Annotated in this window: 4 protein-coding genes and 1 pseudogene; all 5 read right to left on the bottom strand. The window is 38.2% G+C overall.

All coding sequences use genetic code 11. From position 1 onward, the window contains the following. Position 1 precedes the first annotated feature (1 nt). Positions 2 to 6,094 carry an SdrD B-like domain-containing protein gene (locus ABLB98_RS05950; protein ID WP_348883469.1) on the bottom strand — a complete coding sequence of 2,031 codons (6,093 nt, stop codon included), beginning with the start codon at positions 6,092 to 6,094 and terminating at the stop codon, positions 2 to 4. A 129-nt stretch (positions 6,095 to 6,223) separates the two neighbouring features. Next, on the bottom strand, positions 6,224 to 8,938 hold the full coding sequence (locus ABLB98_RS05945; protein ID WP_348883470.1) for a hypothetical protein: 2,715 nt from the start codon (positions 8,936 to 8,938) through the stop codon (positions 6,224 to 6,226). Between the two features lie 39 nt (positions 8,939 to 8,977). After that, positions 8,978 to 9,472 (bottom strand): hypothetical protein, encoded by a 495-nt coding sequence (locus ABLB98_RS05940; protein ID WP_087536132.1) that lies wholly within the window; start codon positions 9,470 to 9,472, stop codon positions 8,978 to 8,980. 239 nt (positions 9,473 to 9,711) lie between these two features. Continuing rightward, positions 9,712 to 13,741: pseudogene (locus ABLB98_RS05935) on the bottom strand (SdrD B-like domain-containing protein). Then, the gene (locus ABLB98_RS05930; protein WP_348883471.1) at positions 13,728 to 16,415 is read right to left on the bottom strand and encodes a hypothetical protein; all 2,688 of its coding nucleotides are present in this window, start codon (positions 16,413 to 16,415) and stop codon (positions 13,728 to 13,730) included. The pseudogene ABLB98_RS05935 and the gene ABLB98_RS05930 overlap by 14 nt, the downstream one beginning before the upstream one ends. Positions 16,416 to 16,424: the final 9 nt, after the last annotated feature.

Here is a 16,424-nt window from a genome sequence, read left to right as displayed (position 1 = left end):
TTTATGGTTCTCTCGAAGCATTTATTCCAGCGTTATTACCAGCAAATAGATTCTCATCGAATTTGAATCTAAAACGAACATAAGCGCCCTGAATTGTAGTATCACTATCTACCAGATCATCATCTTTATAACCTGAGAAGTTATAGCCACCTGACAACCATAGATTTGCTGCAACGAGATACCCAACCTCACCACCCACGAGAACTCGACGCCCTGAACTCATATCAGACCATAATACACCTGTGTGTATTCCTGCATCCCATCTTTCATTGATGTCATATATAGCTCTTGCACTGAACATGTGTGTCATACCTGTAGACTCTAAACCAGAGAATGTAGCCTGCACATTTTTCACCGCATATTGACCCGACAAGGTAAAATCACGTGTTGGATGATAATTTAAATGGTTCGAGAAAATATAAACATGTTTAAGATACGGATTGTTTAAATCAGTTTTATTATCATCATAACGATATTCAACTTTAGCTAGTGCATCAAAACGATTGTGTTCTGTATCACGATAAGCCAATCCTAATTGGAAGCGATCCACTAAACGATCACCGCTACTATCATTTTTGCTATCTGTTAGGCTAACAACATTTTTTGCCAATAATGTCACATCATCCGAATATTTATAAGCAACGCCTAAATTGTTCAATATCGTATCTGATTGATCTGTCCAGCGTGCTTCAATGCGAGCAACAGCTTTCCAGTTAGGGTTCTTTAAATATTCAATACCTAAAGATGCTGCTGTGCTATCAGAATTTGAGTTATTGGCATTTGATAATGATTTAGTTTGCTCAAAACTCGTATTGGCATAAAAACCTTTTTCAAGTTCCCAACGATTACGTAAACCAATTGCTGCCTCAGCCTCTCTCGCACTAATACCATCCCGAACGCGATATTCACTGAAGGCTGTTCCATTATTGTTATATTTACTATCAAGACCGAATACTGTTACATTGCGGCGTTGATTACTATTCAGATCATAAAGACCACCAATGCTTGAAACTAATTCGTGACGACCATAAGCACGGAGTTTGGAATTAATTTGATAATTTGCACCCAACGCGAAAATACGACGACCCGCTTCAGAAATGTCTTGTTCATATTCAGCAAAGACATTCGAACCTTGCCAAGGTAGTTGACTGATTAATTTAGAGCGAACTGTGACACCATGATATGGTGCAACTTGTGTTGTATTCAGTGTTGCTGAATTAGATGACTCATCATAATACTTTAAACCAAGTTCTACAGCCAAAATACGGTTAATTGCCCGTTCAATACTTGCTGATACACCTTGATTTACGCCACTTAACTGATCTTCTGTGCGAATCGCTTCAAGCTTAGCTAAGCCGATTTTATTTAATTGTACACGTCCCTTAATACCACTCTCTTTACGACCAGCAGTAATAGGTGCCGCTGTATTATAAAATTCTCTATCAGCTTGGTTATGATAAACTTTCATTTCCAAGTCTTTATAAGAATAGTTTAATTCAACTCGTGCAGCATCCCCCGATAACTTACCAGTTGCATCTGGTTTCACATTTCCTGAGGTCGATGAATTTAAGTCATCATTAATATTCTCTGAACGAGCAAACTCAGCAATGAATTTACCTTTATCATTGGCAAATTTAACGACAGTATTCACACTTGCTAACTGATCTTGAGTTAGTGGGTTATTACTCTTCACATAAGAACCACCTACTTTAACTTTATCGGTGACTTTTACAGAACCAGACACACCACCAACCGTATATTCTTCACCACCTTGATCAGATTCAACTGTAATTCGTAAATATACTGGGTTTAAGTCAGCATCAACACTTGGAACTGGATCTTTCAAATAAATACTATTACTGAAAGTATCAATCTCATAATCAGTAAAACGAGTCAAACTTGTACGTGCAACAATTAAACCCGAATTATTACGATCACGCGTAATAACTTCTACTTTTTCACTGTTTTCACGCACGTCTTGCGCATTAACACCATTACCTAAACTATAAGGACCTGAAATACCCATAGCACGTTGTTCATTCACAACTTGTTGTGTATTTGTCTGTGCAGCAAACGCAGTAACTTTATATTTATCAGCTTCTACTGTACTACGAACACCTGTCAATGAACGGTTGTATTGACCTAAAGATAAGCCCTCATCATTTTCAGTACGTGTTACGTAGTCACCATACATTGCATATGAACGTCCTTTATCGACACGAACATACAATTTACTAGTAGATTGAGCATCAAAGCCTTTGGCAGCAGAGTCACCATAAACTGGGTAATATTCATCTGGACGAATATCACGGAATAATCTTTGGTTTTTATCTTTATCTGAATCATATGCAAGTGTGAGCAGGTATTCACCTTTTACCTTACCTTTCAAAAATAATGCAGCACGACCCGTTATATTGCGCTTACCGTCTTTTGAAGCTGAAATCTCATTTAATTCTTCTTCAAAACCATCATTTGAATTAATACCACTCAGTTCTTTAGGGTCAAACTTTTTGAAATTAAAAGAACCTTCAACCATACCTACAGCGATAATCGGTCTTAAATCAGGTAAGAAACGAATAGGTGTGCTTGAGTGGAAGATACCACTTTCAACTGATAATGTTCCTTCACCAGCTTCAATTGGCGCTTGAATTGGAACAAGTAAAGTTCCACCTTCAACGAATACTTGAATACCTGACTGTTTTGGATCTAAGTCTACTAAGTCAATCTTACCGATTGAACTATCTAATGTGATAGGTGTACGGTTTGATACAAGCGTACCATGTCGATCGACAATTTTTAAATTAACATTAAAACGATCGCGTCCATTTGCCTGTGGAATCGTTTTACTCGGCTCAAGTTGTAACTTATCTAACTGATCAGGTGCAATAACATTAATACGTTTAATGTCTCGAGTATTGCCCATCATATCTACTTGACGTACTTCTATCGTGTTGTGACCCGTACTTAAATCAACACCAATAAAGTCTAAACCTGCAACCTGCATGTTCGGCAATACAGCACGTTTACCAATGCGTTTTTCAGGAACACGCGTTCCATTTACCCAAAGTTCAAGCTGAGTGCCTGCTGCTCCTTTAACTTGAATGGAGGTCTGAGGATAAGGCAATACTTGACCATCTTTAAGATTTAAAATTTCTAGTTGATTATTCACAGCTGTTTCTAAAGCTGCTTCAAGATTAATCATTTTGGCAGAATTAACAGTATCTACAGACTCTTCATCTGGCATAGCAAGAGTTGAAGAACTTGGTAAAACGCTAGATGCTTGAACACCAGACTTTTCGGGTTCAAATTGTATTTGCTTGATTTCTTTAATTTGTTCTTTTGAAAAATCAAGATTACAATTCGCCTGAACTCCAACGGCTGAAATACAGCCACTCGATGGCTGTCCACGAACATCCGTAACTTTAGAAAAAATTGGATCAATCGTTAAATCAGAACGTAATATTTGCTCTAAATTTGTATTATCTTGTTCAATGCGTTTTTTACGCTCTAGCACCCGTTCTATTAAAGATTCTGAACATTGACCAACACCTTCAGCTATCGCAAAATCGGCACGATGCAATTCACCACGTTTTAAATCGACAAAACGGCTATTTGGATCACCTGCTTGGCGATTATTTATTAATACTAATTCAGAACCAATCGGTAGAGTTGTACGATCGACTTTTAAAACATGCGTTTTTGCACTAATTCCATAAAAATCATACTTACCTTCGCTATCAGTAATAACATAACTACCATCTTCAAGATAAATACGAACACCGGGAACACCTATTTCACCAGCATCTTGGACGCCATTCCGATTACAGTCGGTGAAGATTTTACCAACAATAAAACCGTCAGAAATCATCATACCAGGCGTAACTTCTACTTTTGCTGATGCTTCATTAGACTCAACACCTTTCGCATCTTTGGCACGAACACGGTTAATACCATCACCATTGAGAGCATTTGGTCCAATATAAACGCGATACTGTACTTTAACTTCTTTATTTGGAGTGAGTGTACCTAGTCCAAGTGTTAAATAAGGTCCCTTACCACCTAATGGATCTGCTACCTTTTTACCATCAACACGCATTGAGCCTTGAACATAAATAAAGCCTCGAGGAAGTGTATCGGTAATCGAAACACTCGTTGAATCTGCCGTTCCACGATTTGCAACATTCACCGTATATTCTTCGAATTCACCAATTTCAGCAGTTTTATTTGAAGCAACTTTTTTTACAAATAAAGATGAATTCGTATTATCCACTTCAGGGTCAATTGGAATATCGATATTGAGTGCAGGGTCACCATTATTTAATGTGAACTGTCCTGCATAAGACCACTTTAAATCAACCGCTTTATCTGCTGGGAAACTTGAATATACCTTGCGATCACTAATAAAAGTATAACGTTTGTCACCCGGAATAGTGTTTGTGTCTACAATAAAACTATATGTACCTGCTTTCACCAGTGGGTAAACAAATTCACCAGCACTATTAGTCACTTGTTTTGCAGGTATAGAAATCTTATCACCTGTTTGAGGATCAATTTCAAATGCTACATTATCACCAATTGGTTGACCATTTTGATCCAATAAAGTAACTGTAGCACCGGCTACAGGTAAACCCGTTTTAGCATCAAATACTGTACCATACGGATCGATTAACACACTTGTATTAATGTCGGTAATTGTTCCTGTAGATTGGCCTTGCGCATCCAAACAGTCAGTTAAACTAATATCAACTTTATCACGTTTAAGTGTCTGTAAAACTGCATCATATCGAATGCCTTTATCTGAAAGAGTTGTTGGTAATGTATAGTGGAATACACCTGTATTTGGTCCAGTTTCAATACCAATAACTTCTTCTAAATCATCTGTTTTTGTAGATTTAATTCGAATTTTCACACGATCTGGAATATAACGATCAGCATTACAACTTGCATTTTTAGCTTCTATATTCAGCGGCTTATTTACACTACCAGTTGCCAAAATATTCTTAAAATCACTTGAATTATTTGTAATATCTGCTGAGCCGCTAACTAAAGTAGATGCAACGTTTGATAACACATCTTTCTGACTATCAGTGACAGCATACGAAACTTTATAAGTATTTTTTACTGTGGTTTTTGCAATATTGCGGTTCATACTAACAACAAGATCAACTTGCTCAGATGTATTTGCAGCAATTTGTGGAAAACCGACAACAAGCTGGTTGATCTGTGTAATGTCACTTGGAGCAATAGTGCTATAACTATTATTGGCAAGCTTGTATAAAATTTTTGCTTGAGTATTTTTTACTAAAGCAGATTTAAATGTTGTATTAGGTGGTAAATCATCAACCAACAAAACCATTTTTTGTGTTTGACCATCCACCATGACATCAGTTGGTCTAGCTGGCTTCTTACCTTCATTGCTAATATTGAGCGTGTAATTTAAGTCATAATTTGCACTTGCAGAAGGCTCAAAAGTTTTTTGTTGTACTTCTTTAGTTGCAACTAATTTTGCACCATAGCTAATTGCACTATCTGTAGCGATTGCAATTGCTGTTTTATCTTCAACAACTGTTGCTTTAATTGGTAAATTAAATTGCTGACCTTCTGTTAAATTTGAACTTGTGGTAGCAACAACCCACAAATTGACACTTTGGCCAATCTGTAAAGCTATATTAGTTGTTAACTGTTGATCATTCGTATCAAATTGACCGTCTTTGTTACTATCTATGTAGATTTTAATATTATTTAATTCATTAATTGTTAATGCTTCTAGCTGAACATTAACAGGTGCATTACTATTATTCGATAAAGTATTGGCCCATATTACTCGCACACTAGGTTCGACATCGAGTACTGGCGGTGTAGTTAAAGTAATAGCGTACAAAGCTGAAACATTAACTTCGACTGTATTAGAAACTGATTGTTGTTCTTTACCATTTGCTACTGTAAAAGTTGCGTAAGCAACGTTTTTGATTTTACTACCTACATCAGGAATATTCGCGGCATGACCATACTTCGCAGACAATATAGATATTGTCAACGTTGACAACATGAAAGACATGTTTCGACTTACACGAGTTTGCTTCTGTTGTAGCACAGCGCTCTACCCTTCAACTAAATAGTCTAAATGAAAAACTTTAAAATTATTGTTGTGGACACCTGCTTTGCGCAAATGCCCACATATTTAATCAATTCATTTTGAGCAATCGAAATTACTTAATGAATATTAATTGTTTACTTTGATTACAAACTCTAATGAAGCACTAGAGTTAGGAGCTAATGTATCTTTACCATCGCCTGTTGTAACTTCTTTCATTTCAGCAGCTACAGTTCCAGTTGAACCATCAGTTAATGCAGCAGTTGAAGTATTTAATGTCGCATTTGTAGCTACTGGAGATGCACTTGCAATCACTTTCAACGTTGTATATGCAGGTGTAGCATCGCTAATCACAACATTAGTTACGTCAGCATTACCTTCATTCGTTGCAGTAATTCTATACTTCACACACTCGCCTGGTTTAGCATAAACTACTTTTTGAGTATAAGTACCAGCAGCACCTGTTGAACAGTCTGCTAAAGATTGCTCTTTCACTAAACGGACTTGACCACTTGTTACAGTCGTTAAGTCAGTGTTCACTAGATCAGCAACAGACTGACCACCAACAACTGTTGGTTTGATCGTCAATACAACTGAACTTGGTGTTCCAGCAGTTGCATTTGTTGGAGCTTGAACTTTGATGAGTAAGTTAACAGATGCACCAAGAGCGATACTTCCAGTTTTCACTGCAAGATCACTACCTGTGACTAATTCACCAGCATCAGCTATACCATCGTTATCCGAATCCACATATAAGGTTGTTACCCAACCATTTGCAGCTTGGTCGTTGGTTAATGTGAAAGGTAATGTATTCGCTGCAGCACCTTCAACAATGTTACCGTTGTTGGTTAAGGTATGCTTGTAAACAACCGTACCACCTGGTGCAACTTGACCAGTACGGTCATTTTGCAAGCTAAGGATACGATTAGTTTCGACTGTTACACGATCAGACATTACATCTGTTAAGCCAGTAGCAGGCGAAGCCACTTTAAAGATAACTTCTTGATCACCAGCTTCTGCATTTGCTGGAGGCGTTACAACTGCAACAAGTTTAACAGTACCGCCACTTGGTATATTACCCGTATTCGTGATTGGAGCACCTGTTGGATTACCTGCAAGGTCAGCTAAGTAATATTGAACTGTCCAACCCGTTGGTAATGTCGGTGATGTAGATAAATTATAGTTATCTCCAGTTGCACCTTTATTATCAATAGTTAATGGGAAGTTAGTTGCTTGACCAGGTTTAGTTGATTTAGTATCAATAAATTGACCAGTATCTTTACCAGATGCGCCAACAACTGCACCCGAGCTATTCGTTGCATCACCATTGTGTAAGTCAACTGTTGATGCTGTTACTTGACTAATCGTTAAAGTAATCTTGTCTCCTGTTGCAGTTGGGTTAGTTACTGGAGTAGCAGTTAAAATTGTGTTAATTGCTGTTGCTGTATAATAAGTTGAAGGTAGAGTTACCTTCGTAACAACTTGGTATGTAGCGCCGCTTGCGATTGGACCCGTGTCTGCAACACCATCACCATTCGTATCAGTTAATGGCGTTACACCATCAGCTTTGAATAATTCAACAATGCTACCAGTTGGTAAAGCGTTTTTGTTTACAGTAATGTTGAATGCTTCAGTAACATTACCAGTGTTATGGATTACGATTGGCTCACCACCACCCGCAGTAACACCGAAGGTAACTGGAGTACCTTGAGTTGTTGACTTAGTAATTACGTCATCAGCTGGAGCCGTAGAAGGTTGTCCATCAGCAAAGGCATCTGTTGTACTGTCGTTAATTGTACCTTTTTTAACACCTAACACTGTTACATCATTCGGGTTAGATGGTGTTTTACCTTCTGTACCTGGACCATCTGGATCCACTTCAGCGGTGTTTGTAATGATACCAGCTGGAGTATTTAGGTTTACTCGAACTTTGAATTTCAATACACCACTGCTGTTTGCAACAACTTTAGGAATAACTAATGTCGCCGTTCCTGAAGTAAAGTTATATCCATCAGAATCAGCAGTACCATCATTTAAAGCGGTACCATTTAGAGTAGCAGAACCAGCAACATAAGTTAAACCAGCTGGAAGTACGTCTGTAATCGTAACGCTAGTTGCAGTCGTGTTACCCGTATTTTGATAAGCTAAAGTATATTCAACTTCACGTGCTGCAGGGCTTGATGAAGTTGCATCCACATTACTAACACTTGCAGATTTTAATAAACTAATTACAGCACCATTGGTAATTGTAACAGTATCTACGTTTTTAGCAGTTACACTTGTATCATAACCACTGATTGCTGAAACCGTTAACTTACCAAGATCATTAGCAAAAATGTTGTTGCTTGCTGTTGTTGCTTGCACGATCAAGTTAACAGATTGGCCTGCTGTTAAAGTTACGCTTGTTATAGGAGTTTGGCTATCTGGAACACCATCTTTGTTGGAATCAAGATAAACGTTTAAACCGCTGAAATCGAAATTATCATTTGTGTTATCACGTGTATCATTATTGACAACAGCTACGGTAAAAGTATCGGTGCCATTACCAGTATTTGTTAATGTGTGAGATAAAGATACTTGACCATTCGCATTAGCAGTTTTAGTTTGATCTGCGATCAACGTGAAACTTGCTACTTGCAATACAGTCGTAGTAACTACGTTTGATGTCACAGTTTTATTAGAACCGTTGCTATCTGTATAGCTTGCAGATGCAATGTTACTAATGTTTGTGCCCGCACTAGGAGCTGCTGCGTGTGCTGAAGGAAGGAAAGCTGCACCACCTGCAACAAATGCAATCGAAGCTGCTAATTGCGTTAGTTTTAAACGTTGAGTTTGATTTGACATTCGGAACTTACCCCTGTTGAATATTCAATGTCAGTTTGTTTAATTTTTGGTTTTGTCACTGTTAATACGCGTTTGCGCTGATACCGTTACAGATTTCCCAGCCGGAAGTTCTGCGATCGTCCAACGTAATGCACGATAATCTTTCAGTGGAACATTCACCATTTGATTACCCTCTTTGCGTTTTAAAGGCATCGGGGCAAAATTTGTACCGTCTGTACTTGCTTGCGCGTTTTCTGGCTCAGATTTCGCCAAAAATAAAGTTTCTACGGGTATTGGTAACGTCGCAGCTAAGTTTTTAATTTTTCCTGATGTATTATTTGTATACGTTGCACGATACTCAATTACATCATTCGGCTTCACTTTATTGACTAACTTAGCTACTGGCTTCCCATCTGTGCTTACACTAATGAGATAGGTTTTTAATTCTACGGATACAGGATCTTTTGCAACTTTAGTTTCAGCAGAAACACTAACCGCCAAAACCAAACTAGCTGCACCAAGTAAACCTTTTTTCCAATTATCTTTTAAATGCATGTTTATTATTTCCACACTCAACATCCTAAACTTCTGAACATATTCTATTCTATAGACAAAATTCAAAATAATTTTTAACATTACTAAAATACAATACTTTTATGTTTTTTTGTTGAAAAAAATCACTTTTTTTGTAAAAAAACATCTACTGGTTCAAACAATTGAAAACAAACTCTATACCAGCTATCAGCACAAAGTATGCCAAGTAAATAATATTTTCGACATACTTTATCTATTATTTACTGTTGAGACACACAAAATCTCAGAGTACCTGAAGCTGATGGATTTAATAACCCAGTCAAGCTCCATTCAAGATAATCACCGGAACGGTTTGTATTACAAGTATTTCCACTTGGTGTCAGTCCACAACTCACACTGCCAAAATTAGTACCAATTGGTAAACTATCTTTCACTTTTACGTTCTGTAATTTCTTGGTAGTGTTATTTTTATAGGTGATCTCATATTCTAAATTATTCTGCTTAGCAGCTTGATTCGTGATGACAAATGGATTTGTATCGGAAGAAGTAGATGGACAACTGCTTACTGCACGTACTTTTTTTGTCAGTGTTAAACCAGCACTACCAATTAGTGTCACATCCTGACGTTTAAGCGTTTGCCCTGGAATCGTTTGTGATGGATTTGTCAGAGCAAATTGATAGTTTGCTTGAAGAGTTCCAATATGTTGTGCGCCCGCAACAACATTAGTTGGCACATGAACTCGCTGTACTAAACAAATATCAGCACCTGGCTGTAATAGAACAGTACTTGCAGCAGTTGGGTTAAATACAACTTCACCCATATCTACCTGACCATTACAGTTCGTATCTCGATAAACCAATGCTTGCCATGGTTGATCAGCGTTAGCATTTGGTTGCTGAGTCTGAGTCTGTAATAATTGAGTGAGTTGAACTGGAATTTGCGTGCTTAAACGGTGAGGATAGTCAGTGACATCTCCTGCAATAGCTGTATGTTGCCCATCTTCATTCAACACAACATTAATAATCACATCACCAAAATTATTTGCTGTATAACTTGTCGCACTTGTCTTGGTTAAAGCAATTGTATCTGTTGAACGAGTGTAGCCCGATGTGCCACTGACAGAAATATATTCTGGTAAATTCTGCTGAACAATACAAAATGGTGATGGTAATAAGCTTTGTTCAATTGAGAAAGCATAATCACCATTTGCACTTGTCACTGTTGAAGCTAGTTGTGTAGTAGTACTACAGTTGCTCAAACGAATCGTACTATTTGCAATCCCAACTTCACCTGCATCTTGTATGCCATTATATGCTTTACTCACATCTAATGTTGTTCCGCTATTATCAACAAATACTCGTCCAGTAATATCAACGTAAATAAGCTTCGTATTTGTAAACGTACAGGTAATATCGGCACCTTCTTTTATGCGAACACCGGGAATCGTCACAATATTATTTACAAGCGTCCAAAAAGTACCTGTATTCCCTGTTACACCGCTATTTGCATCTACACAGCTAACACCTGATAAAACATATCCTGCTAAAGCACTTTCTGTAAAGGAAACATCTGTATTCAATGTTTGCGCCCAAAGCTGTTGTGCAGAGGTTGCTGTGGTTCCTGCTGTCACTGTAGTTACAGAATCCGTGGTAACTGCTGTTGTATTATTTACAAGATTGCTAAGATTAATATAGTTAAACGTACCCGTCCCATTCACAGAGTTTTTAGCAATTTTAATTTTTGCACCATCTATAATGTGAATACTGACAGGAACACCTGTACCTGTGACTGTGTCATAGTTTGCAGTCGAACAATTCCCACTTAAAGACAAACCAATTGGTCCATAACCCCCCGGAGGTAGCTCACTTCCGGCAGAATAGGTGTTACGGTTAACAATACGATAGCTAATACGGTGATAACCAGCACTAAGAGTAGTTGCTGTTGATATTACGCCTCCAGGTACATAACCATCTACAAGCGTTACAGCAACACCATCAACCATGATATAAGCACCATCATCCACACCAACGCTTGTATTTCCAACACAAAAAGTGACTGCTTGTGACGTTGGAATGTATACGCCCGTTGTAAACTCCCATGCTCTACGGTTATCCCCAATGTCAGGAACACTAATGTTATTTAGTTGAACTGTTGCATTTGCATCCGAACTCATGTTGGTAATAATTCTTTGAATCATTGCAGAAGCAGTTGTACTTGATGCTCCATAAGTTGAATCACTCGTACCATTATTACCAGAAACTAAGTATCCACCTGTTGGGCTGGCTTGGTTCAATGGCCATGCACTCAAGATTGGTGTGTCTTCATCAGCAAAATCACCGACTTTTGCAGTTCCCCCAGTTCCTTCATAACCCACCCAAAATGCACCATTAGGTCTATATTCTTTTTGTTGATTAGTTCCCCATACTTTATAGAGTGTCTCTCCTACACCACTACCCGGGTTAAATTCATCACTTGACACTTTAACGGTCGCTTGCTGAGCAGTACCTAAAGAGGAAGCCGCTGTTGTGCTGTAACTCACAGATAATTGTTTTATAGCCCCATTCGCCATATTCCCCAGATTACAATTCCAGTTACTTCCACTTGGTGTACAAGCAGCCCCACCCACCACGCTTACCGAAGCGATTGTTACTCCTGTTTGTGGTGCTGGAATATAGGTTGCGATGGCATTGGTAGCACTATCTGGCCCTTCATTTTTAATATTGATGGTTTGTGTACCAACTCGTCCTCGTACAATCGTTGGTGAATCAGGAGTAATTGTAAAACGAGCTTCTTTGATAACTGGGTCTGGTGTAATTGCTGTTGGGTTAACGATTACGGCATTAACAGAACTACTCACTGGCGTATATGATGAGGTTGACTCTATTGTTGCTGTATTGGTTAACGTACCTACTTCGGTTGCTGTACCCTGAATCGTGATTATACAGGTTGCTGTTGTTGCACCTGTAAACAGTCCCGAAACTTTCCAGCCCGCATTATTATCACCTGTTAAACTTGGTGTACAGGATGTAGCCGATGGACTTGTTCCTCCTACACCCTGTGTCGTAGTTGGTGTTCCGACAATAGAAACATTTTTTAAACTGACTGGGAGTGTGTCATTAAAAGGTAAATTTACAACTGTCCCACCCAATGTTGCACCTGATGGTGTATTGTTGGTAATTTCCAATTGATATTGCATCAATGAATTAACAGGCACATTATCTAATTGTGTCTGTACAAATGTGCCTGTATTGCCTACACGTTGACTTTTGACAAGGGCAATTGCACTATCAGCGTCCATACTAGACATCCCAAAAAAGAATGTATCTGCACCATCATCACTCCATCCATCACTACCACCATCTCCTTTGATATAGACATCAAAGACTAAAGTTTGTATACCTTTTCCTTTAATATAAATACTACCACTCGCTCCTCCAGCATTAGAATTAGCTCCTTTTGTACTTGCATTATTTGTAATATCATTTCCAATAACAGATAGCTCTTTACTACCTGCTAAACGACTTAATATTACGGGGGTATTACCACTCACTAATGTAAATTCAGCAGAAGCACCAAAATTTCCATTAGCCCCCCCCCATTCCTGCTGCCTGCAAAATAGGATTATTCACAGGACGATTAAATTCTATTTTGATCTGTCCAACCCTTATTCTAGCAGTCTTTGACAAGTTCAAGCTGCCCCGTGAGTTTGAAAATCCTGCTGTTTTTATATGTACAGTTACTCCATAATTCGCTCTAGTATCAGATGAACTAGATCCTGCTCTAATTCCGCCATTAGTACTTGGGCAAGCAGAACCATTAACACAACCAGCTGGTGCATTCTGTATAGAAGCAGCAAACATCTCATCACCACTAGCACCATATGAAACTAATGGTAAAATAACATTTGTAGCTTCTACTGTTGAGTTAGTCCCGCTCCCACCTATAGTTAAATTAGGTTTATTTGACCCACTAGAGTAAGTAGCTTTATTATAGACTGACTCAGTAATTGTGTAGGTTGCTGTAGTCACAGGTGTATAAGCAGTACTATTATTATCACTTGGATTATTTGCATTTAATCTAAACGTTGTCGTTACTGGGCCAGCAGTTGGACCCTGCCCAGATCCAGAGCCTGAAAAAATCTCAATCGTTGGTGGAGCAGCGAATACAGCTTGACTACACATCAAACAAATTAAGATAAACAAAACCAAAGTATATATATAACTAACTTGATGACTCATCATGCTGTAATTAGAGGTATTCTTTTTCATTTTTTGCTTACTGACCCACATAGCGCACCCCGAAATTAAATTCATAACTTTGGTTTGCAGCTACACTATTTAATGTTCCTGAAACCGCACCAGCATTACCGACTGAGGGAGCAGTCATACTACTACATGATGTGCAGATAGGCGATTGAGATAAAACTGTATAGGCAGGCGTCATGTCTCTAAAGGTAAATGCAGTACTCATAGCAGTAGCACTTGTATTGGTTAAAATCACCTTATACAAAACACATTGACCTTGGCCATTTGCTTGTTTACCGATATTGAGACTATTTGTTGTATAGGACTCATCAGCTGTGCCATTACAATCAAAATCACGTGCTTGCAACTTACTCAACTTCAATTGTCTCTGATTCACTGTAGTTACATCAGTAATTGATGCCAAAACTTGACCATTGGAATTATTCGTTAAATTAATCGTGGTGGTATTCGCTTGGGCAATATTATTTGCTACAAGATTTTTAACCTGAAGCAATAATTTGACTTGTGTATGTGCTGCTAATTTTCCACCCGGCAAATCAGCTAAACTTCTCATCACCAAATCCCCAGCATCAAAAACACCATTTCCATTTACGTCATAGAAAAGAGTGCTATTAAACTCAACCTGATCGTTATTCGAAAGGAAACTATAGTTCCCTGTATAATCAACATCAGTATTATTGGTTAAAAGATGACTATAAATGACGGTGCCTAATGGCGAGACTTGTCCACGAGAATTTGGCGTGAATTCTACTTTAGCTACAGAATTGACACTTTGAATAGTAATCGCATCCATAATAATATCTTGGCTCGGATTACTACTATTATTACCACTTACAAAACTTGTAGAAAGAGCGCGGAAATAGATCGGTGTAGTTACACTACTGTTCAATTGATCCACTTCAACAACAGCACAGATTAACTGACTTTCACCATTATTCAGATAGATGGTTTTACCTGTTTCGCTACCCATAACACTACAGTTTGAACCATTTCCAGAAACATAAAAACGAACACGGTTCACGCCATTAGGCAAAGTTAAGCTTGTAAAATTACTCGTCGAGTTCGCACTAAGTAAATATTCAGTTCCAATACCAGTATGGCTCACTTTTAATGGAAATATTGCTTGCCCACCGGCAACAGGATTGGTACTTGTTGCGGCAATCACGATTTTCCACGGATTACCAGCATTATCAACATTCCCATTACCCGAACCATTGTTTTCAGGACTATTCGTCAAATCAACTAAACGTGCTACCGTTGTGGCAAGTAAATTACCCTGATCTTTAATCAAACTCGTTTTGCTAATATCACCTAAAGACTGAGCTTGAGGTGAAACTTCGAATGTCTTATCAGTCGTTACAGCATAACTACTAGGTAAACGTACTTTAACAACGATTGGTAAATTTACGCCTGCGGATAATAAACCTGTATCAGGAATACCATCTCCATTGCTATCTAATAAAGGGGTTACGCCATCTGCACGATAAAATTCAATTTGGCTACCTGTCGGAAATGTACTACCTGTCGTTGTTACATTAAATACATCAGTATTATTACCCTTATTCCAAACATAGTTATTAAAGCTAAGCTCCCCACCTTGAGCCGCAGCAGAAGCAATAACCGTAGCACTATTGTTTACATCAGTTGCACTACCATTAATTTTGACATCATAAATTGAAGCAATATTAAGTACAGCTATGTTACTGAGATCAGATATATCTGCTGTTGTTGTATTATTATCATGATCATACTGGAAATTAACCTTATTATTAATTGGTCCTGCTGTTGTTTTACTTGCTTTGACTTTAAACTCAATATAGCCAGTTGCATTTGCTGGTATTGAGCTAATGACCGCAGTTACAGCATTTGATGTCACACTGTAATTGATTCCTGCTGGATCGTTACTCCCAGTACTTGGATCTACAGTTGTACCGTTCCAATTCTCACCAGCATTTAGTTGATAAGCCAAACTTGAATCGAGTGTATCCGTTAAAGTTACAGAGCCTGTCGCTGTACTACCTAAATTTTGATAATCTAAACGAACGGTAACAACGTCTCCATTTGCCACGCTTGTTTGAGAAAACTTTTTACGAACAACTAAAGCAGACTGATTCGTAACAGTTGCTGTATCGACATTGGTCTTTGTTCCAGATGCACTATTTAAAGAATTTACAGTTAATGTTAATGATCCATTTTGACTAACTGTTGCACCACTTGGTACATTTGCCGCCACAATAAGACCAACTGACTCGCCCGCACTTAAAGAATAAGAAGTAATCGCTGCGCCATCAGGCACGCCATCATTATCTTTATCTAAAAATACAGATAGATTACTGTAGTCATAGCTATCTCCAGTATTATTTGTCACTGCAAAGGTATACTGGTCGACTTCATTACCCGTGTTAGTCAAGGTATGGTTAAAATATACAGTCTGACCCGCTACGACATTTTTAGTATTATTTGCCGTCAAATTAACAGAATAAACTGGAAGAATCGTTGTTTGAACTAAATTCGAACGGCTGACTTGAACAACAGTTGAACCTTCTTCAGTGTACTCACCGATCGCCATATTACTAATGATTTGGCGTGTAGGAACAGCAGCAGAGCTAGACTGATGCACTCCCAACAAAGTAACCAACAAAATCCCTAAAGTGATCTTACTGTTGCGGATATTTTCTAATGTATTGATTATATTCATCTTCTAGCA

The organism is Acinetobacter yuyunsongii, assembly GCF_041021915.1.
Lineage (GTDB): Bacteria > Pseudomonadota > Gammaproteobacteria > Pseudomonadales > Moraxellaceae > Acinetobacter.
The sequence above is the reverse complement of the archived record's forward strand: the minus strand, read 5'-3'. Positions and strand labels throughout refer to the sequence as shown.